This window comes from Falsiroseomonas sp. E2-1-a20 (assembly GCF_051433195.1).
GTDB lineage: Bacteria > Pseudomonadota > Alphaproteobacteria > Acetobacterales > Acetobacteraceae > Falsiroseomonas.
In genome coordinates this window covers 276099-296425 of record NZ_JBHMFT010000002.1, presented here as the reverse complement: position 1 = coordinate 296425, position 20327 = coordinate 276099, and the positions used below count along the sequence as shown (strand labels likewise).

Here is a 20327-nt window from a genome sequence, read left to right as displayed (position 1 = left end):
GGCGGATGGACCGGCCCGGAGGCCTGTGGTTTAAGCCGCAAGCCGCGGTCGCGAAAGCGCCGGGGCGGAACCGCGCCCGACCTGGCGCAAGGCGCCCCGCTTCCGGGGTGGCACCCAGGCCGGCGCAAGGCCAGACGGGGACCCCGGACCATGCGGATGATCGGGCAGGACAGCCTGAAGACCCGCCGTACCCTCAAGGTGGACGGCAAGGATTATCATTACTTCAGCCTGCCCGAGGCTGCCGCGGCGATCGGCGATCCGAGCCGCCTGCCGGTCAGCCTGAAGGTGCTGCTGGAAAACGTCCTGCGCTTCGAGGATGGCCGCAGCTACACCGTGGACGACGCCAAGGCCGTCGTCGCCTGGCTGGAAAAGGGCAGCTCCACCAAGGAAGTGCCGTTCCGCCCGGCCCGCATCCTGCTGCAGGACTTCACGGGCGTGCCCGCCGTGGTGGACCTCGCCGCGATGCGCGATGCGCTGGACAGCCTGGGTGGCGATCCGAAGAAGGTGAACCCGCTGGTGCCGGTCGACCTCGTGATCGACCACTCCGTGATGGTGGACTTCTCCGGCACCGCGGGCGCGCTGCAGAAGAACGTCGACGTGGAATTCGAGCGCAACGGCGAGCGCTATGAGTTCCTGCGCTGGGGCCAGTCCGCCTTCGCCAATTTCCGCGTCGTGCCGCCGGGCACCGGCATCTGCCACCAGGTGAACCTGGAATATTTGGCGCAGGTCGCCTGGACCGCGCAGGACGGGCCGGACACCTATGTGTTCCCGGACAGCTGCTACGGCACGGACAGCCACACCACCATGGTGAACGGCCTCGGCGTGCTCGGCTGGGGCGTCGGCGGGATCGAGGCCGAGGCCGCGATGCTCGGCCAGCCCATCGCCATGCTGATCCCGGACGTCATCGGCTTCCGGCTCGTCGGCAAGGTGCGCGAGGGCGTGACGGCCACCGACATGGTGCTGACGGTCACGCAGATGCTGCGCAAGAAGGGCGTGGTCGGCAAGTTCGTCGAATTCTACGGCCCGGGGCTGGAGGACATGGCGCTCGCCGACCGTGCCACCATCGGCAACATGGCCCCGGAATATGGCGCCACCTGCGGATTCTTCCCGGTGGACCAGACCACCATCGACTACCTGCGCCTGTCCGGCCGCGACGAGCATCGCATCAAGCTGACCGAGGCCTATGCCAAGGCGCAGGGCCTGTGGCGCGATGCCTCGACGCCCGACCCGGTGTTCACCGACACGATGGAACTCGACCTGTCGACGGTCGAGCCCTCCATGGCCGGGCCGAAGCGGCCGCAGGACCGCGTGCCGCTGACCCAGGTTGCGACCAGCTTCGGCAAGGATCTCGCGGCTGGCACCATGGGCGTGCCGGGCGACAAGGCCGATCTGCGCGTGCCGGTGGCGGACCGCAACTACGACCTCGGCCATGGCGACGTGGTGATCGCGGCGATCACCTCCTGCACCAATACCTCGAACCCCTACGTCATGGTCGCGGCGGGCCTGGTGGCGCGCAAGGCGCGGGCGCTGGGGCTGCGGCCGAAGGCCTGGGTGAAAACTTCGCTGGCCCCGGGCTCGCAGGTCGTCACCGAATATCTCGACAAGGCGGGCCTGACGGCGGACCTGGATGCGCTCGGCTTCCAGACCGTGGGCTATGGCTGCACCACCTGCATCGGCAATTCCGGCCCGCTGGAAGACCCGATCCTGGAGGCGATCGAGGACAACAAGCTGGTCGTCTCCAGCGTCCTGTCCGGCAACCGCAACTTCGAGGGCCGCGTCCACGCCAACGTCCGCGCCAACTACCTGGCCTCGCCGCCGCTGGTGGTGGCCTATGCGCTGGCCGGTACGGTGAAGCTGAACCTGACCACGGACCCGATCGGCACCGGCAGCAACGGCCAGCCGGTGTTCCTGAAGGACATCTGGCCGACGCAGAAGGAGGTGAACGACACCGTTCATTCCGCCGTCTCCCGCGAGATGTTCATGGATCGCTACGGCGACGTGTTCAAGGGACCGGCGCAGTGGCAGGCGATCCGGGTGGACACGGACAGCGACACCTATCGCTGGAACGGCGGGTCCACCTACGTGCAGAACCCGCCCTACTTCACCGGCATGACGATGGAGATCCCGGCGATCCCGCCGATCACCGGCGCGCGCGTGCTGGCCTGCCTGGCGGACAGCATCACCACCGACCACATCTCCCCGGCCGGTGCCATCAAGAAGGCCTCGCCGGCCGGTGACTACCTGCTGGAACACCAGGTGCGCCAGCATGACTTCAACAGCTACGGCGCCCGCCGCGGCAACCACGAGGTCATGATGCGCGGCACTTTTGCGAATACCCGCATCCGCAATGAACTTGTCCCTGGCATCGAAGGCGGGATGACCAAGCATCACCCCTCCGGCGAGGTGCTGCCGATCTACGACGCCGCCATGAAGTACAAGGCGGAGGGCGTGCCGCTGGTGATCTTCGGCGGCAAGGAATACGGCACCGGCTCCTCCCGCGACTGGGCGGCCAAGGGCACCTTCCTGCTCGGCGTGAAGGCCGTGATCACCGAGAGCTTCGAGCGCATCCACCGCTCGAACCTGGTCGGCATGGGCGTGCTGCCGCTGGTGTTCCAGAATGGCGAGACCCGCCAGACGCTGGGCATCACCGGCGCCGAGACCATCGACCTGGAGGGGCTGGAGACGCTGACCGCCCGCATGCAGGTAGGCCTGGTGATCCATCGCCCGGACGGCACGACGCACCGCACCAGCCTGCTCTGCCGCGTCGATACGGCGGATGAGGTCGAGTACTACAAGAACGGCGGCATCCTGAACTACGTGCTGCGCGGGATGGCCAAGGCCGCCTGACCACGGCCGCATCGGTTGGTTGAGGGGCGCGGTCCGCGGGGGCCGCGCCCTTTTTCTTGAGCGGCGCCGGCATTTCGTTGTGATAGCGTTTCCGGACGCCCACAGGCCGATCGGAGCCGCCATGGCCGACCTCATCCCGAAGGACTGGATGCCCGACGCCCGGATGGAGCGCATTCATGTGCACTGGACGGCGGGGCGCCACGCGGCCAACGCCACGGACCGCAAATCCTACCACATCCTGGTCGAGGGCACCGGCGCGCTGGTGCGCGGGGCGCGCTCCATCGCCGCCAATGCGCGGGGCTCCGGCCTGCCGCCGGCCGCGCACACGCTGAACGCCAATACGGGGGCCATCGGCGTGTCCATGTGCTGCATGCACCAGGCGGCGGAACACCCCTTCGCCGGGGGCGCCGCGCCGCTGCTGAAGCTGCAATGGGACACGATGGTGGCGGTGGTGGCGCAGCTTGCACGCCGCTACGCCATCCCGGTGACGCGGGCCACCATCCTGACCCATGCGGAGGTGCAGTCCACGCTCGGCATCCTCCAGCGCAACAAGTGGGACATCACCCGGCTGGCCTTCGACCCTTCGGTCGTGGGCGCGCACCCGGTGGGTGACCGGATGCGGCTGGAGGTGGCGGTGGCGCTGGATGGGCTGAACCCGGCGCCCTCGCCCGCCCTGGCGCCGGAACGCCTGCCGCGCTTCCGGGTGCAGGGCGTCGCGCCCTCCACCCTCACCTTCCGCCGCAACCCGGCCGGGGAGGTGACGGGCGCGCTGCCGGAGGGCACGCTGGTGGAACGCTTGGCGATGTCCCAGCAATGGTGGCAGGTGCGCACGCCGCGCGGCTTCGTCGGCTGGGTGTCCTCCGACTTTCTCGTCGCGGTGCCCTGACGGCGGGGACCCGTTTTATTTGCGCGGGCAAAGGATGCTGGCGAACCGATGGCGCCCCGGCGCATTCTGCCATCACCCTTCCTTCCGGAACCCGAGCCACGTCGCCCGAACCCGCCGCCACGTCCCCGCACCCTACCGCCCCGGCATTGCAGCCCGCCGCCACGGCGAGACGGATCGCCGTGGTCATCAACGCCTCCTCCGGCACCGCCCTCGGCCGCGACACGATCGAGGCGGAGATCACCCGCCACCTGAAGGATGCGGGGCTGGAGGCCGTGCTGGTGCCCGACCATGCCGAAGGCCTGCTGGCGCGGCTGGACGAGGCCGTGGCGATGGGCGCGCAGGCCGTGGTGGTGGGCGGCGGTGACGGCTCCATCATGGCCGCCGCGGAACGGCTGATGGGCAAGGACACCGCGCTCGGCATCCTGCCGCTCGGCACCATGAACATGCTGGCCAAGGACCTCGGCATCCCGCTGGAACTGGCGGCGGCGGCGGAGGCGCTGGCGCATGGCACCATCCGCACCATCGACGTGGCGGAGGTGAACGGCCACGTCTTCCTGTGCTCTTCCGTCCTCGGCACGCCCTCCTGGCTCGGCCGGCACCGGGAACGCGGCCGCGGCAAGGCGGGCTGGCGGCCGCGCCTGCTGTTCGCCCTGGCGGCGCTGCGCTCCGAATGGCGGCACCGGCCGATGCGCCTGTCCGTTGCGCTGGAACAGGGGCGCACGGTGCGGCTGTGGACCCGCGCCCTGGCGGTGGCCAACAACCGCTATGACGAGGGCTTCGGGATGATGATGACCCGCCAGCGCCTCGATGCCGGGGAACTCGCCCTGTATGTGGCGCGTCGCTATGGCGCGTGGTGGTGGGTGAAGATGATGGCGGGCATGTTCCTCGGAACCTGGCGCGGCTCCCGCCTGGTGCAGGAGCGCACGGCGAAGGTGGTGACCATCGGCTCCGCCCGCACCGCGCTGCGGGTAATGAACGATGGCGAGGCGCTGCTGATCCCGCCGCCGCTGGTCTACCGCATCCACCCCGGCGCACTGCGCGTCATCGTGCCCTCCCCCGAGACGGCGGTCGAAACCGCTCCATGACGCGTCGCATCGCGCATCTGTCCGACCTGCACTTCGGTGCGGAGGACCCCGCCGTGGTCGCCGCCCTGGCGCAGGAGGTCGCAGAGTGGGCGCCGGACCTCATCGCCGTCTCCGGCGACCTGACGCAGGGCGCACGGCACGAGGAATTCATGGCGGCGATGGAGTTCCTGCGTGCGCTGCCGGCGCCGCTGCTGGTGGTGCCGGGCAATCACGACATGTCGCCCTACAACCTGGTCGAGCGCTTCTCCGACCCCTACCGCCGCTGGCGCCGCCACGTGCAGGAGGCGACGGAGCCGGTGTTCGAGGATGCCGAGATCGCGGTCGTCGGCATGAATACCGCGCGCCGCGGCGGGCTGTACCTGAACTGGGCGCGCGGCCGGGTTTCGGGCAGCCGGCTGGCCATTGCGGAAGGCCGGCTGGCGGCGTTGCCGCCGGGGCTGTTCCGCATCGTCGTGGCGCACCACCCCTTCCTGGCGCCGCAACTCAACCCCGGCGCGCGGCTGGTCGGCAATTCCGAGCCGGCGCTGGCGGCCTTCGCGCGGCATGATGTGCGGCTGGTGCTGACCGGGCATCTGCATATCGGCGATGTCCGCCCGGTGCGGGAAGGCGGACTGGTGGTGGCGCAATCCGGCAGCGCCACCTCCGTCCGGCTGCGCGGCACGCCGAATGCCTACAACCGCATCCTGGTGGAGGATGGCCGCGCCCGGATCATCCCGCGCGTCTGGCAGGGCGCGGGTTGGGAAGACCTGCCCTCAGCGGCGTAGCGCGGCTGCCAGCCAAAGGCTGGCGGGCAGGGCCAGGGCGCAGAGCCCGGCCATGAACCAGAAGCCGGCCCCGCCGAAGGCGGCGTAGAGCGGCCCGCTGGCCAGGGCCAGCAGCCCCATCCACAGCCCGACGCCGAGCGCCGCGTGCAGGGTCTGCGCCGTGCCGGCCTCGGCCGGCGGCACCACGCGGCCGAGCACCGCCATCATCGCCAAATGCTGCATGGCGAAGGTGCCGGCATGCAGCGCCTGGGCCGGGAACAGGAACAGCGGGTCCACCGTGACGGCCGTGACCGCCCAGCGCAGCACCCCCGCGAGTGCCGCCGCCACCGATAAGCCAACAGGCCCGAGCCGCGCCACCAGCCCGCGCCCCCACAGGAACAGCGCGATCTCGGCCAGCACGCCCACCGCCCAGAGTCCGCCGATCAGCCCGGCGCCCAGCCCCGCCGCCTGCCAGTGCAGCGTGCCGAAGCCGTAATACATCGCATGGCTGCCCTGGATCAGCGCCGAGACCAGCATCAGCCGCCGCATCGCCGGGATGCGCAGCGGCGCGAAGAACCCGGCCCAGCCGCGGGACGCCACCCGGCCGGTGCGCGGGGCCGTCCGCGGCAGCGCCAGCGCGGCGAGCGAGGTCGCGCCCAGCCCCACGACCAGCAGCCACACCGCCGCATCGATGCCGAACCACGCCACCGCCTGGCCGCAGGCGATGGCCGCCAGCATGAAGGCGATGCTGCCGGCGGCCCGCACCCGCGCATAGTCGAAGCCGCCCTCTCCTCGGGAGGCGGTGACGGCCAGCGCATCGGTCAGCGGCACCACCGGCGCGAAGGCGGCGCTGTGCAGCGCCATCACCAGCAGCAGCAGCAGGAAGCCGGCCGGCAGCAGCAGGCCCGTGGCCGCCAGCGTGGCGAGGCCGGCCCCCACCGCCAGCACCAGCCGCGCATCGCCCAGCGCATCGGCCAGCCGCCCACCCAGCGGACCCGCGACCAGCCGCACGGCGGAGGCGGTGGCCAGCAGCACGCCGACCTCCTGCGGCGACATGCCGCGCGCCGTCAGCACCGCCGGCAGGAAGGGAAGGGTGATGCCCACCGCGACGAACTGGGCGCTGTAGAGCAGGGCAAAGCGGGTTGCGGCGTTCACCGGGCGCAAACTGACCTGCGCCGAGCGCCCCGCCAAGGCCCGGACAAGTCCATCACGCGGGTTGAACGCGGGTTCCAGTCTGGCAAGCTGCCCTCGCAACGAAAGGAAGCCGGCGATGGATCCTGCCTGGCGCTGGGTGCTCGCCCTGTTCGTGGCGCCGCTGCTCGGCCTGCTCATCGCGGCCACCGGGCCGGGTGAGGGGCTGGAAGCGCCCGGCTTCGCCGTGACGGGCCTGGTCTGGGCCGTGGAATCCTGGCGCTATGTCGGGCACCAGTGGCGCGCGCTGCCGGCGCGGCCGGGCTTCCCGTTTCGCCGCCTGCCGACCGACGGCATCGGGATGCGGATCATGCTGGTGCCCGCCATGACCTGCGCCGGCGGCGCAGCCTTCGCTGTCTGGCAGGCCGGAATCGTGCTGCAGGGCTGGATGCGGGCGTGACGGCGCGCTCAGCGCGGATTGGCCTCCTCCGGCACCCGGGCCGCCGCCGTCTGGCCGGCGCTGGCCGAGGCGGCAGTCTGGGCCAGGTGGCCGATGGCATCCAGCGCCCGCTCCGTCGCCGCGCGGATCGCCACCACCTGGTGCGACAGGTCCCGGACGCCCTGGGCGACGCCGGATGGGTGCGCCTGCCCGAGGTCCAGCGTCGCCTCCAGCGCCAGGGCCGCGGCGGCGGCGGCGGCGCATTCGATCCGGCGGGCCGCCGCCTCCAGTTGCAGCCCGGCCTCCGCGAGGCTGGCGGGTTCGGAGTACCGCTCGGCCTGGGCGGCCAGCGCCAGGTGGCGCACGCCTTCCAGCGCGCGGGCCAGGGCGCCGGCCTCGTCGTCGCGGCCGAGGCCGGAAATGGACTGGTCCAGATCCCCATCGACCAGCGCCGCGGCGGCCCCGCGCAGCGCCCGGAACGGCCCCAGCAACGTGCGTTCCAGCAGCAGCGCCGCCAGCCCGGCCACCAGCGTGACGGAGGCGAGCAGCACCGCCAGCACGACCAGGACGAGGCGGCCGGGGTTCCAGGCGGTCGCCACCGCTTCCTCCGCTTCCCGGGCCGGGGCGGGTGCCGGCGTGGGGTCGCCGCGCAACCCGGCGCGCAGCGAAGCGAGGTCGAGCGGCCCCTGCGGCGCCACCAGGCGGTGCCAGACGCCCAGGTCCCGCTCCAGCGCCGCCATGGCGCGACCCATGCCGGCCAGGGTGGCGGGCTCCGGCCTTGGCGCTTCCAGCAGGGCGGGCAGATCGGCGGAAGGCGATGGCCCGGCGGGGTCCTGCCAGGCGAGGTAGAGCCCGGCGGCCAGTCCCAGGCCGGCGAGCGACCCGATGCCGCCAAGCCAGGCCAGCCGCGTGCCATTGACGGGTTCGGTCTGACGTCGAGCCGTGATCGACATGCCGGGCCTCCTGCCCCCTCGCATGGCCGGATGCGGCCACAGGGTCAGGTTGGACGCGGGAGGTTACCGCATCGTTGAGAGCGTGAAGATCACGCCCGCCAAGCGTTCGTGCGGCGCCGCGGACCGGACCGCATGGCCCGCCGCAGTTGCCAAGGGCGCGGCGCCGTGCGACGCAACCCCTGCCCCCACGGACCTCGTCGAATACACATATGTCCCACGGTCAGATGTTCACCCCACGGGTCCGCGCCGTCCTCGGCCCGACCAATACGGGCAAGACCCACCTCGCCATCACGCGGCTGCTCGCGCATGCCTCCGGGATCATCGGCTTCCCGCTGCGCCTGCTGGCGCGGGAGAACTACGACCGCATGGTCGCGGCGAAGGGGGAGAAATACGTCGCGCTGATCACCGGGGAGGAGAAGATCGTCCCGCCGGAGGCGCGTTGGTTCGCCTGCACGGTGGAGGCGATGCCGCTGGACCGCCGCGCCGAATTCGTCGCGGTGGACGAGATCCAGCTCTGCGCCGATGCGGATCGCGGCCATATCTTCACCGAACGCCTGCTGCATGCCCGCGGCATGGTCGAGACGATGTTCCTCGGCGCGGAGACCATCCGGCCGCTGCTGCAGAGGCTGGTGCCGCAGGCCGAGATCGAGACCCGCCCGCGCCTGTCGCAGCTCACGCATTCGGGTCCGGCCAAGCTGACGAAGCTGCCGCCGCGCAGCGCCGTGGTCGCCTTCAGCGCGGCGGAGGTCTATGCGATCGCGGAAGCGATCCGCCGGCGCCGCGGCGGTTGCGCCGTGGTGATGGGCCGGCTGTCGCCGCGCACCCGCAACGCGCAGGTGGCGCTGTACCAGAACCGGGAAGTGGATTTCCTGGTGGCGACGGATGCCATCGGCATGGGCCTGAACATGGACGTGGACCATGTCGCCTTCGCCGACCTGAAGAAGTTCGACGGCCACCAGATCCGCACGCTGAACGCCCAGGAAGCCGCCCAGATCGCCGGCCGCGCCGGCCGCGGCATGCGCGACGGCACCTTCGGGACCACCGCCGACTGCCCGGCCCTGCCGGACGAGCTGGCGCGCCAGATCGAGGGCCATGCCTTCGAGCCGCTGTCGCAGATCGCCTGGCGCAACTCGGACCTGGACTTCGCCAGCATCGACGGGCTGCTGGACAGCCTGGCCGCCGCGCCGCCGACGCCGGGCCTGTCCAAGGGCAACGACGCGGTCGACCACATCACGCTGAACGCGCTTTCCCGCGAGCAGGACATCCGCCAGCTCGGCCAGGGCCGCGCCCGCGTGCGGCTGCTGTGGGAAGCCTGCCAGGTGCCGGATTTCCGCAAGATCGCGGATGACAGCCATACGCGGCTGTGTGCCAAGATCTTCGGGCATCTCGCGACCGATGGCCGGCTGCCGACGGATTGGGTCGCGGGCAATATCGCCGCACTCGGCAATGTCGAGGGCGACCTCGACACCCTGATGGCACGCCTCGCCACCATCCGCATCTGGTCCTACATCGCCGCCCGCGCCGACTGGATCGCGGATGCCGCGAGCCAGCAGGCGGAAGCCCGCAAGGCCGAGGAAGCGGTCTCCGACGCGCTGCATGAGCGCCTGATCGCGCGCTTCGTGGATCGCCGCGCCGCGCATCTGATCCGCCGCCTGGACGACACCGAGGAGACGTTGCTGTCCGCCGTGACGCGGCAGGGCGAGGTGGTGGTCGAGGGCCATACCGTCGGGCGCGTCACCGGCTTCCACTTCCAGCCCGATCCCGAGGCGACGAAGGAGGAAGACAAGCGCCTGGTGCTGCGGGCGGCCCGGCGCGCGCTGCGGGAGGAAATCCCGCGCCGGCTCGCCAGCCTGGAGACCGCCAAGGACGACGCCTTCCGCCTGACCCCGCACCACCGCGTGGTGTGGGACACTGCGGAGATCGCGCGCCTGCGACCGGGGCCCGAGCCGCTGAAGCCGCATGTCGACGTCATCGCCACCGAGTTCCTGGACAACGCGCAGCGCGAGCGCGTGCGGGTGCGGCTGGCGAACTGGCTGGAGGCGCTGGTGAAGCGCGACCTCGGCGGGCTGGAGGCGATCGAGGCCAAGGCCGCGGAGGACAACACCTTGCGCGGCCCGGCCTTCCGGCTGCGCGAACAGATGGGCCTGGCGCCCGGCGCGACCGACCGGGAGATTCCGGCGGAGCTCCGCGCCCGGCTGAAGGGCATCGGCATCCGTGCCGGGCGCTATGCGATGTACCTGCCGGACGTGCTGAAGCCGCGCGCCATGGCGCTGCGGGCGCAGCTCTGGGCGCTGCGGCGCAACCTGCCGACGCCGCTGATGCCGAACCCCGGGCTGGTGTCCATCACCCTGCCGGAACCGCGGCCGGATGCGGAGGTGGAAGCGCCTGCGGATGCGGAGGTTGCGGCGCCGCGTGGGCCGGATGGCTGGCCGCAGGGCTTCGCCATCATGGCCGGCTGGCTGCCCGCCGGGCGCGTGCTGCTGCGGCTGGATGTGGCGGAACGGATTGCCGGCGAGCTGGGCTACCTGACCCGGCGTGCGCCGGCGCCGGTGCCGGAGGGCCTGGCGTCGCGCCTCGGCGTGAAGGGCGACACGCTGTCCGCGGCGCTGGAGGCGATGGGCTTCCGGCTGATGCCGTCCCCGCCGCTGGAGGAGGGGCAGTTCGGCCCGCCACTGCCGGCGCGGATCAGCGTGGTGCGGCAGGACCGGCCGATGGGGCCGCGCCGCGGCGACCGGGCACAGGGTGAGCGGCGCGATGGCGACCGGAACCGTGGGCCCCGGCCGGAGCAGGCGGCGCGGGAGCCGCGTCCGGATGCCGGGCCGCGACCCGTCTACTACGGCCCGCCGATCCCGCCCGAACTGCGCCAGCCGCGTCGCGAGGGACCGCGCCGGGACGGCCCGCGCGGACAGCCGCCGCGGCGCGAGCGTGTCGATCATGGCCCGCGCCGTGACTGGCGCGTGGACGGGCTGCCGCCCGGCGTGTCTCCGCCGGTCGAGACCGCGCCCGGTGGCGATGCGCCGCGCCAGGATCGGCCGCGCCAGGATGGGCCGCGGGGTCCGCGCCCGGATCGGCCGCGGTTCGAGGGACCGCGTCCGGGTGGCGGCGGGCCGCGTCCCGAAGGTGCGCCGCAGGAGGCGCGGCGGGACGATCGGGGGCCCAGGCAGGATCGGGGTCCGGATCGGGGGCCGGGCCGTGGTCCGGACCGGGGTGGCGATCGCTTCCCGCGCCAGGATCGGGGTGACCGGGATCGGGGCGGCGGGGATCGGCAGCCGCGCGAATACTCCTCCGGCCCGAAGCCGGAATCGCCCTTCGCCGTGCTGGCCCAGCTCAAGCTGCGCAAGGACTAGCAGGCTGCGGAAATTCGCCGAAAAAGCCCTCGCCCCCCCTTCTCACGGGGGAGAGGGTTGGGTGAGTAGGACGTGCAAGCGTCTGAACGCGTTCACAACCTTCACGCCTCCCCCTCGCCCAACCCTCTCCCCCCTGCGGTGGGAGAGGGCTTTTTCCGCAGCCTGCTAGATGGTCGCGACGGAGGCGGGCTGGCAGCGGCTCGACCTCTGGCTCTGGTGCGCGCGCATCGCCAAGACGCGGGCCGAATGCTCGCGCCAGGTCGCGATGGGCCGGGTGCGGATCAACCGGCAGCCGACGGACAAGCCGCACTACAAGCTGCGGCCGGGCGATGTGCTGACCCTGTCGATGGGCGGCACGGTGCGGGTGTGGCGCGTGCTGGCGCTGGCGGAGCGGCGCGGCCCGGCCTCCGAGGCGCGCGGGCTGTACGAGGATTTATCCGACCCCCCGGATGAGGATTGATGCACCGCACCCGCTTGCCTTGTGGCCGGCACTGCGCCATGTGGGGCTGGCCGTGCCGGGCTTTCCGCGCGGTCGTGAGGCCGCCGCAGGGCGCGGCATCGCATCCCCGCCGGAGGCGCAGTTGACCTACGTCGTCACCGAGAACTGCATCAAGTGCAAGTACATGGACTGCGTCGAAGTCTGTCCTGTGGACTGCTTCTATGTCGGCGAGAACATGCTGGTCATCCACCCGGATGAATGCATCGATTGCGGCGTCTGCGAGCCGGAATGCCCGGCCGAGGCCATCCTGCCCGACAGCGACGACAAGGCGACCCCCTGGGTCGAGCTGAACCGCACCTATGCCGCCGAATGGCCGAACATCACCCGCAAGGGGGAACCACCGGACGACGCCGACGCCTGGAAGGACAAGCCCGGCAAGAAGGAGCTGTTCGACCCCGCGCCCGGCAAGATCTGAGCGATTCCCGGAGCCTGCCGTCCCATGACGTGACAGGGGTGGAAATTCGCCGGGGTTTGTATTATATTATCAATGGGATCGGGAAACTGCGACGACACCTGTGACACCGTCGCGCGTTCCCGCCCATTGGGTCCATGACATGCCCGGGACCGGCGCGCCTCCGCCTTTGGCCGGGGGTGCTGCGCGGCACGGGATGCAGAATCGGGTGGCCAGATGAAGCAAACCGCCCAGGCGAAGCCCGGCGAGACCGGCGCGGCAAAGGCCAAGCCCTCGTCGACCGAACCGGCCACTGCCGAAGATAAGCCGGCGGTGAAGTACGGAACCGCGCCGCAGCCCGTGCGCCAGGATTCGCCGCCACCGCCGCACCGGCCGCCCTCCAGGTCGGGGTCCGGCTCCTCCAACGCGCCGCGCCCGCCGATGTACCCGCCGCGCGGTGCGCCGCGGGTCGAGGACCCGGAGGACGGCACGCCATTGCCGCCGCCGCGCCCCAAGGGGCCGCCGCCGGAATTCAAGCCGGGCGACCATGTGGTGTATCCGACGCATGGCGTGGGCCAGGTGCAGGGCATCGAGGAGATGCCGGTGGCCGGCATGTCCCTCAAGGTGATCATCGTCACCTTCGAGGAGAACCGCATGACGCTGCGGGTGCCGGTGAACAAGGCTGCCTCCTCCGGCCTGCGCAAGCTGGCGACGGACGAGGCGATGGCGGAGGCGCTGGAAGTGCTGCGCGGCCGCGCCCGCATCAAGCGCACCATGTGGTCCCGCCGCGCCCAGGAATACGAGGCGAAGATCAATTCCGGCGACCCGCTGGCGATCGCGGAGGTGGTGCGCGACCTGCACCGCAACGCCGGCCAGCCGGACCAGTCCTTCTCCGAACGGCAGATCTACGAACAGGCGCTGGACCGCCTGGCCGCGGAACTGGCCGCCATCGACCGCACGGACAAGGCGGCGGCGTCGGAGAAGCTGCTGACCTTCCTCAAGGCGGCTTGAACGGACGGCGCGCTTACCCGAGCGCGTACTCCACCTCCGACGTGTAATGCGCCGCCTCCTTCCCAAGGAAGGAGGAGAACAGGCAGAAATTCTCGACCGGCACGGGCGGCGAGCGGAACAGGCTGTGCGCCTGGATGAAGCCGATCAGCTTGTGCGTCTCCACCTTGTCGGTCCGCGCCAGCGTCACGTGCGGGGCGAAGCGGCGGCGCTCGGGGGGCAGGCCGACGCGTTGCAGCGCGGTTTCCACCTTGGCCTGCAGGTGGGTCAGGCCCGGGCTGCGTTCGGCGGTGATGTGGATCGACTGGATGCGGCCGCCCTTCTCGAAGGTGCCGATGCCGGCCAGCGCCAGGTCGAAGCGCGGCGCGCGGATGGCGGCCAGCGCCGCATCCACCTCCTCCGCCTGCCAGGCCTCGATCTCGCCGATGAAGCGCAGCGTCAGGTGGTAGTTCTCGGCAGGCACCCAGCGAGCGCCGGGCAGGCCGCCGGACAGGGCGGCGAGCTGCGCCTTGACCTGGTCGGGCAAGGCGAGGGCAACGAACAGGCGCAACATCCCGGCGCTCCGAATCAGGCGGGCCGCGCTAGCCTGGTGCAGAAGCCGGCACGCGGTCCAGTAGCGTTTCGATGGCAGGCAGCATCCGCTCCGCCAGGATCTGCGCGCCGCGCGGGTTGGGGTGGATGCGGTCGGACTGGTTCAGCGCCGGGTCGCCGGCCACGCCCTCCAGCAGGAAGGGGTAGAACACCACCTGCGGCCGGGCGGCGGCCAGGTCGGTGAACACGGCGGCAAATTCGCGCCCGTAGTCCGCGCCGAGGTTGGGCGGCGCCATCATCCCGGCCAGCAGCGCGGGGATGTTCCGCGCCGCCAGCCCGTCCAGGATCGCGGTCAGGTTGGCGCGCATCTGCGCCGGCGTCAGGCCGCGCAGCGCGTCGTTGCCGCCGAGTGCCACGATCGCGGCATCCGGCTTGTCCGCCAGCGCCCATTCCAGCCGGGCGCGGCCGCCGGCGGTGGTGTCGCCGGACACGCCGGCATCCTGCAGCGTCACGTTGCGGCCGCGTTCGCGCAGCAGGGCCTCGATCCGCGCCGGCGGTCCCTCCCCGCGCGCCAGGCCGTAGCCGGCGGTGATGGAATCACCCAGCATCAGCAGGCGGATGGGCCGGCCGGAGGGCTGCGCTTTCGCCTGCTTCGTTCCGGCCAGCAATACTCCGATACCCAAACCCGCCTTTTGCAGCGCAGCGCGGCGCCCATATGGCGTGAAACCCCCGTAACAGGATTCCTGGCCCGTGAGCCCACCGACACCCCCTGCCGGCCCGCTGATCGCCGCCCAGAACCTGGTTTTCACCGCCCGCGCGGCCTCCGGCCCCGTGCATGTGCTGCGCGGGGTGGACCTGTCGGTGGCGTCGGGGGAGGCGGTGGGCATCGTCGGGCCGTCGGGGTCGGGCAAGACATCGCTCCTCATGCTGCTGGCGGGCCTCGAGACGCCGAGTGCCGGGCGCCTGACGGTGGCCGGGCGGGATATGGGGGCGCTGGACGAGGATGCGCTGGCCCGGTTCCGTCGCGACGAGGTGGGGATCGTGTTCCAGGCTTTCCACCTGGTGCCGACCATGACGGCGCAGGAGAATGTCGCCATGCCGCTGGAATTCGCCGGCCGGCGGGACGCCTTCGACGTCGCCGCGGCGGCGCTGAAGGAGGTTGGCCTCGGCCACCGGCTGGACCACTACCCGGGCCAGATGTCGGGCGGCGAGCAGCAGCGCACTGCGCTGGCCCGCGCCGTGGTGGCGGAGCCGCGGCTGATCCTGGCGGATGAGCCGACCGGCAATCTGGACCGCGCCACCGGCACCATGGTGATGGACCTGCTGTTCGGGCTGCGGGCGCGGCTCGGCACCACGCTGCTGCTGATCACCCATGACCCGGCGCTGGCGGAACGCTGCGGCCGGCAGGTGCGGATGGAGGATGGGCGCATCGTCTCCGACACCGCCGGGCTGAAGCTGGCGGCGGAATGACGGATATGTGGGTGCATGTGGTCCAGGGCGCGCGGCTGGCGCGCCGGGAATTGCGCGGCGGCGTGCGGCAGTTGCAGATCGTGCTGGCCTGCCTGGCGCTCGGCGTCGCCGCCATCGCCGCCGTCGGCACGCTGCGCGCGGCGACGCAGGCGGGGCTGCTGGCCGATGGCGCGCGGCTGCTCGGCGGCGATGTCGAGGTGCGGGTGAACTACCAGCCCTTGCCCGAAGCGGCGCTGGCGTGGGCGCGGGCGCGCGGTGCGGCAACCTCCCAGGTGGTGGAGATGCGCGCCATGGCCGTGGCGCCTTCCGGCGAGCGGTCGCTGGTCGAGATGAAGGCGGTGGATGCCGCCTATCCGCTGTATGGCGAATTGCGCCTGGACCCGCCGGGCGCCAGCCTGGCGAGCCAGGATGGCCGCCACCGCGTGGCGCTGGAGGCCTCGGTGGTGGAGCGCCTGGGCGTGCGGCCGGGTGACCTGGTGCGGATCGGCGAGGCCTCCCTGGTCTTCGCCGGCACCATCGCGCAGGAGCCGGACCGCGTCGCCAGCCCCGCCGTGCTCGGCCCGCGCGCTTTGGTGCTGGCGGAGGCGCTGCCGGAGACGGCGCTGATCCAGCCCGGCTCGCTGATTTCCTACGACACCCGCCTGCGCCTGCCGCCGGGCACCGATGTGCGCCGCTTCGCCACCGAAATCCGCGAGGCGGTGGGCGATGGCGGCTGGCGGGTGCGGACGGCGGACCAGGCGGAGCCGGGGGTGAACCGCTTCCTGGACCGCGCCTCCGCCTTCCTGGTGCTGGCCGGATTCACCGCGCTGCTGGTCGGCGGCATCGGCGTGGCGACGGGCGTGCGCGCCTGGCTGGAGGCGCGCGGGCGCACCATCGCCACGCTGCGCTGCATCGGGGCACCGGCCGGGACGATCCTGGCGACCTACCTGATCCAGGTTCTGGTGCTGGCAGTGGCCGGCATCACGATCGGGCTGGTGGCGGGCTTCGGGCTGACCTGGCTGGCGGCGCAGGCGCTCGCGGGGGCGCTGCCGGTGCCACCGCGGCTCGGCATCTACCCGGTGCCGCTGGCGCTGGCGGCGCTGTACGGGCTGCTGACGGCGCTGACCTTCTCGCTGTGGCCGCTCGGGCGGGCGCAGCGGATTCCCGGCGCGGCGCTGTTCCGGGACCTCGTCACCGCGAATCCCGGCTGGCCATCCCGGGGAATCCTGGTGGCGACGGCGCTGTGCGCGCTGGCGCTGGTCGGGCTGGTGGTGGGCACGGCGGAACAGCCGCGCTTCGCGCTCGGCTTCTGCGCCGGGGCGGCGCTGACCCTGCTGCTGTTCCGGCTGGGCGCGACCGGGCTGATGGCCTTCGCAAAGCGGCTGCGCGGCATCCGGCGGCCGGCTTTCCGGCTGGGGCTTGCCAACCTGCACCGGCCCGGCACGCCGACGCCGACCATGCTGGTGGCGCTCGGCATCGGCCTGACCACGCTGGCGGCGATCGCCACCATCGAGGGCAACCTGCGCCGGCAGCTTTCCGACCAGATGCCGAATGCGGCGCCCAGCTTCTTCTTCATCGACATCCAGTCGGACCAGTCGGCGCAGTTCAACAGCATGGCCGCCGGCCTGCCGGGCGTCTCCGAGGTGCGCAGCGTGCCCTCGCTGCGCGCCCGCATCGTCGCGGTGGACGGCACGCCGGCCGAGCAGGTGCAGGCGACGGAGGACACCCGCTGGGCGCTGCGTGGCGATCGCGGCCTGACCTACGCGGCAACCCCGCCGGACGGCACGCGGATCGTCGCCGGGCAGTGGTGGCCGGCGGATTACAGCGGCCCGCCGCTGGTCTCCTTCGATGCGGGGCTCGCCGCGGGCTGGGGCGTGAACATCGGCTCGACGCTGACAGTGAACGTGCTCGGCCGCGACATCGATCTAAGGGTGGCGTCATTGAGAGAAATCCAGTGGCGCGGGCTCGGCATCAACTACGTCATGGTCGCCTCCCCCGGCCTGCTGGCCGCCGCGCCGCACACGCACATCGCGACGGTGCGCAGCACGGAGGCCGTGGAGCCGGCGGTACTGCGGACGCTGACCGATGCCTTCCCCAACATCTCCGGCATCCGGGTGCGCGATGCGCTGGAGGCGGTGGCCGGGCTGCTGACACGGGTCGGCGTGGCGTTGCAGGCGACCTCCTCCGTCACGCTGCTGGCCGGCATGCTGGTGCTGGCCGGCGCGGTGGCGGCGGGGCAGCGGGCGCGGGTGCGGGATGCGGTGGTGCTGAAGACGATCGGCGCCACGCGGTCCCAGATCCGCGGCGCCTGGCTGGTGGAATTCGGGCTGCTCGGGCTGGTGGCGGGGCTGCTGGCGGCGGCGGCGGGGTCGGCCGCGAGCTGGGCGGTGGTGCGCTTCGTCATGCGGGCGGAGTGGATCTTCCTGCCCGGCACCCTGGCGCTGACCGTGCTGGGCTGCGTGCTGCTGACCCTGGCGCTCGGCTACATTGGCACCGCGCTGGCGCTGCGGGCGCGGCCGGCGCCCCTGTTGCGCAACGAGTAGCTTTGGCGTCAAAGGCGGCATGGACACCGACATGCTGCCCGAAGACGAAGACCACCTGCGCCACGCCTTCCGCCTGGCGGGCCTGGCGCGCGACCGCGGCGACCGGCCCTTCGCCGCCGTGGTGGTGGCGGAGGACGGCACCATCCTGGCGGAGGGCCTGTCCACCCAGGGCGCCGGCGGCGGCGGCACGCTCGCGCATAGCGAGATGAACGCCTGCGCCGCCGTCATCGCGGCCGCCGTGCCGCGGCCCCGGCTGCGGCGCGCCACCATCTATTCATCGGGCGAGCCCTGCGCGATGTGCGCCGCGGCCATCTTCTACACCGGCGTCGGGCGGGTGGTGTACGGCCTGTCCGCCGCCGCGATCCTGCACCTGCGCAACGCGCAGCCGCACACCGCCGGGCTGAACCTGTCCGTCCGCGCCGTGCTGGAGACGGCGGCGGAGCCGGTGGAGGTGGTGGGGCCGGCGCTGGAGGCGGAGGGCGCGGTGCCGCATGAGGGCTACTGGACCCAGGGCGCGCCCTGAGCGCAAAAACATCCGCATCTTCCGGTCAATCCACCGGTTGATCCGGATTACGAAAACTCCATATGATGCGCCGAACGCGGACGGTCCCTCACCCTCGTCCGCAAGGAGGATTTCACGACCATGGCTCTTGGTCCCGACAACCGCCTACGGACGGGCACGTCGGCCTGGACCCAGCCCTTCGGGCGGTCCACGGGCGTCGACGCGGCTGCGCTCGACGCAGGCCTGCGCGCCTACATGCTGCGGGTCTACAACTGGATGGCGTCCGGCCTCGCCCTGACCGGCATCGTGGCCTACCTGATCGCGTCCAACCCGGACATCGCCAGCCTGTTCTACCAGGTGGTCCGCACGCCGCGCGGCAACGCGACGGCGCCGACCATGCTGGGCTGGATCGCGATGTTCGCGCCGCTGGCCTTCATCCTGGTGCTGAGCTTCGGCATCAACCGGATGAGCAAGACCACGGCACAGGCGCTGTTCTGGGCCTTCTGCGCCGTCATGGGCGCGTCGATGTCCAACATCCTGCTGATCTACACGGGCGCGTCCATCGCCAGCACCTTCTTCGTCACGGCCAGCATGTTCGCGGCGATCAGCCTGTACGGCTACACCACGAAGGCCGACCTGACGCGGATGGGCAGCTTCATGATGATGGGCCTTATCGGCATCATCATCGCGGGCCTGGTGAACCTGTTCCTGCAGAGCTCCGCCCTTCAGTTCGCCATCAGCGTGATCGGCGTGGTGGTCTTCGTCGGCCTCACCGCCTACGACACGCAGCGGATCAAGGCGGACTACATCGAGCACGCCTACGCCGAGGGCACGGATGAGGCCGGCAAGCGCAGCGTCTTCGATGCGCTCGGCCTGTACCTGAACTTCGTCAACCTGTTCCAGCTGCTGCTCCAGTTCATGGGCGTGCGCCAGAACAGCGACTGAGGTTGATGGCCTGACCACGTCGCGGCGCGCAATCCGGAAGGGTTGCGCGCCGCTTTCGTTTGTGGGGCCGGCGATGCTACGGTCCGACCGTGCGCCTGCGCCCCACCCTGACCCGGCTGCTTGTCCTGCTGCTGCTTATGCAGTGGGGTACCGCGTTCGGGCACTGCCTGAAGCTGGCGGCGCCGCACGACCTTCTGCACATGGACATCTGCACGGCGGAGGGGATGCGCAGCGTCGCCCTGCCGCTGGACGAGGCCGATGGCCAGGCCCCGGCCGGGGACCACGCGGCCGCGATGCCCTGCCCGGTCTGTGGCGGGCCGGGTGCCGCCAGCCTGCCGACGCCGCCCTTCACACTCGTCGCACCCCTGCTGCTGGTCCAGACCGTGGACCCGCCGCCGCCCAGCACCCCCAGCCCGGCGCCGCCGCCGCGCTGCCAGCCCCCGCCGAGGGCTCCGCCGACCTCCTGAACCACCACCGAGGCTTCCCCTCCATGGATTCAGGATCCCGATCGAATGTCCAAGCTTCATCTGGCCAGCCTCGCGCTGGCCTGCGGCCTGGCCGGTACGCCGGCCGCCGCGCATGTCACGCTGGAAACCCAGCAGGCCCTGGCCAACAGCACCACCCGCGCCACCTTCCGCGTGCCGCATGGCTGCGACGGTGCGCCCACCATCCGCTTCACCGTGCGCCTGCCGGACGGCGTGACCAGCGCCCTGCCGATGCCGAAGCCCGGCTGGACGCTGCGCACCATCCCACGTGCCGATGCGCCTGCCCCGACCGGCCATGGCGCCGCACTGCCGCTCGCGGAGATCATCTGGGAGGGCGGCAGCCTGGACCCGGCGCATTACGACGAGTTCGTCGTGCGGCTGCGCCTGCCCGACGCGCCCGGCACCCTGCTCTACATCCCCGTGGTGCAGGATTGCCCCGAAGGGAAGCAGGCCGCCTGGACCGGGATTCCCGAGCCCGGCCGCCGCATCACAGACTTTCGCATGCCCGCCCCCGCCATCCGCCTGCTGCCGCGCAACTGAGAG

19 protein-coding genes are annotated in these 20327 nt (G+C 71.9%); 15 read left to right on the top strand and 4 right to left on the bottom strand.

The window, feature by feature from the left end; all coding sequences use genetic code 11:
- Positions 1-150 precede the first annotated feature (150 nt).
- The 4 genes from acnA (at position 151) to ACFHPP_RS03895 (ending at position 5582) form a co-directional block, all read left to right on the top strand.
- Positions 151-2847: an aconitate hydratase AcnA gene (gene acnA / locus ACFHPP_RS03910; protein WP_437161948.1), complete on the top strand. Its 2697-nt coding sequence runs from the start codon at positions 151-153 to the stop codon at positions 2845-2847.
- A 121-nt stretch (positions 2848-2968) separates the two neighbouring features.
- Positions 2969-3733: an N-acetylmuramoyl-L-alanine amidase gene (locus tag ACFHPP_RS03905; RefSeq protein ID WP_437161947.1), complete on the top strand. Its 765-nt coding sequence runs from the start codon at positions 2969-2971 to the stop codon at positions 3731-3733.
- A 179-nt stretch (positions 3734-3912) separates the two neighbouring features.
- Complete coding sequence (locus ACFHPP_RS03900) at positions 3913-4818, top strand: diacylglycerol/lipid kinase family protein (RefSeq protein ID WP_437161946.1); 906 nt, start codon at positions 3913-3915, stop codon at positions 4816-4818.
- Positions 4815-5582 carry a metallophosphoesterase family protein gene (locus ACFHPP_RS03895; RefSeq protein WP_437161945.1) on the top strand — a complete coding sequence of 256 codons (768 nt, stop codon included), beginning with the start codon at positions 4815-4817 and terminating at the stop codon, positions 5580-5582. Before ACFHPP_RS03900 ends, ACFHPP_RS03895 begins: the two co-directional genes overlap by 4 nt.
- Here the strand turns inward: ACFHPP_RS03895 and ACFHPP_RS03890 are convergent.
- On the bottom strand, positions 5571-6716 hold the full coding sequence (locus ACFHPP_RS03890; protein WP_437161944.1) for an MFS transporter: 1146 nt from the start codon (positions 6714-6716) through the stop codon (positions 5571-5573). The two genes, ACFHPP_RS03895 and ACFHPP_RS03890, sit on opposite strands and share 12 nt — an antisense overlap.
- Positions 6717-6831: 115 nt before the next feature.
- Between ACFHPP_RS03890 and ACFHPP_RS03885 the strand changes: the two genes are divergently transcribed.
- Entirely contained in the window at positions 6832-7152 is a 321-nt protein-coding gene (locus ACFHPP_RS03885; RefSeq protein ID WP_437161943.1) for a hypothetical protein, read from the top strand.
- Between the two features lie 8 nt (positions 7153-7160).
- Here the strand turns inward: ACFHPP_RS03885 and ACFHPP_RS03880 are convergent, their stop codons facing one another.
- Positions 7161-8084, bottom strand: a complete 924-nt coding sequence (locus ACFHPP_RS03880; protein WP_437161942.1) for a HAMP domain-containing protein — start codon at positions 8082-8084, stop codon at positions 7161-7163.
- A gap of 209 nt (positions 8085-8293) precedes the next feature.
- Here ACFHPP_RS03880 and ACFHPP_RS03875 point away from each other — a divergent pair, with 209 nt between their 5' ends.
- From ACFHPP_RS03875 to ACFHPP_RS03860, 4 genes are all read left to right on the top strand, one after another.
- Entirely contained in the window at positions 8294-11431 is a 3138-nt protein-coding gene (locus ACFHPP_RS03875; RefSeq protein WP_437161941.1) for a helicase-related protein, read from the top strand.
- 169 nt (positions 11432-11600) lie between these two features.
- The gene (locus ACFHPP_RS03870; RefSeq protein WP_437161940.1) at positions 11601-11891 is read left to right on the top strand and encodes an RNA-binding S4 domain-containing protein; all 291 of its coding nucleotides are present in this window, start codon (positions 11601-11603) and stop codon (positions 11889-11891) included.
- Positions 11892-12012: 121 nt separating this feature from the next.
- Positions 12013-12345 carry a ferredoxin FdxA gene (gene fdxA / locus ACFHPP_RS03865; protein WP_430670382.1) on the top strand — a complete coding sequence of 111 codons (333 nt, stop codon included), beginning with the start codon at positions 12013-12015 and terminating at the stop codon, positions 12343-12345.
- A gap of 213 nt (positions 12346-12558) precedes the next feature.
- On the top strand, positions 12559-13332 hold the full coding sequence (locus tag ACFHPP_RS03860) for a CarD family transcriptional regulator (RefSeq protein ID WP_437161939.1): 774 nt from the start codon (positions 12559-12561) through the stop codon (positions 13330-13332).
- Positions 13333-13345: 13 nt separating this feature from the next.
- Here the strand turns inward: ACFHPP_RS03860 and thpR are convergent, their stop codons facing one another.
- Together thpR and ACFHPP_RS03850 are read right to left on the bottom strand one after the other, a co-directional pair.
- Positions 13346-13882, bottom strand: coding sequence for an RNA 2',3'-cyclic phosphodiesterase (thpR, locus tag ACFHPP_RS03855; RefSeq protein ID WP_437161938.1), 537 nt, complete (start codon positions 13880-13882; stop codon positions 13346-13348).
- Between the two features lie 28 nt (positions 13883-13910).
- Complete coding sequence (locus tag ACFHPP_RS03850) at positions 13911-14528, bottom strand: arylesterase (RefSeq protein WP_437161937.1); 618 nt, start codon at positions 14526-14528, stop codon at positions 13911-13913.
- An 82-nt stretch (positions 14529-14610) separates the two neighbouring features.
- On the opposite strand from ACFHPP_RS03850, the gene ACFHPP_RS03845 reads away from it, so the two are divergent.
- From ACFHPP_RS03845 to ACFHPP_RS03820, 6 genes are all read left to right on the top strand, one after another.
- Complete coding sequence (locus ACFHPP_RS03845; protein WP_437161936.1) at positions 14611-15330, top strand: ABC transporter ATP-binding protein; 720 nt, start codon at positions 14611-14613, stop codon at positions 15328-15330.
- Positions 15327-17852 carry an ABC transporter permease gene (locus ACFHPP_RS03840; RefSeq protein ID WP_437161935.1) on the top strand — a complete coding sequence of 842 codons (2526 nt, stop codon included), beginning with the start codon at positions 15327-15329 and terminating at the stop codon, positions 17850-17852. Before ACFHPP_RS03845 ends, ACFHPP_RS03840 begins: the two co-directional genes overlap by 4 nt.
- A gap of 31 nt (positions 17853-17883) precedes the next feature.
- Positions 17884-18375, top strand: coding sequence for a nucleoside deaminase (locus ACFHPP_RS03835; protein WP_437161934.1), 492 nt, complete (start codon positions 17884-17886; stop codon positions 18373-18375).
- 120 nt (positions 18376-18495) lie between these two features.
- Positions 18496-19299 carry a Bax inhibitor-1/YccA family protein gene (locus ACFHPP_RS03830; RefSeq protein WP_437161933.1) on the top strand — a complete coding sequence of 268 codons (804 nt, stop codon included), beginning with the start codon at positions 18496-18498 and terminating at the stop codon, positions 19297-19299.
- Between the two features lie 89 nt (positions 19300-19388).
- Positions 19389-19766 (top strand): DUF2946 family protein, encoded by a 378-nt coding sequence (locus ACFHPP_RS03825; protein ID WP_437161932.1) that lies wholly within the window; start codon positions 19389-19391, stop codon positions 19764-19766.
- 45 nt (positions 19767-19811) lie between these two features.
- Positions 19812-20324, top strand: a complete 513-nt coding sequence (locus ACFHPP_RS03820) for a YcnI family copper-binding membrane protein (protein ID WP_437161931.1) — start codon at positions 19812-19814, stop codon at positions 20322-20324.
- The last annotated feature ends 3 nt before the right edge of the window (positions 20325-20327 follow it).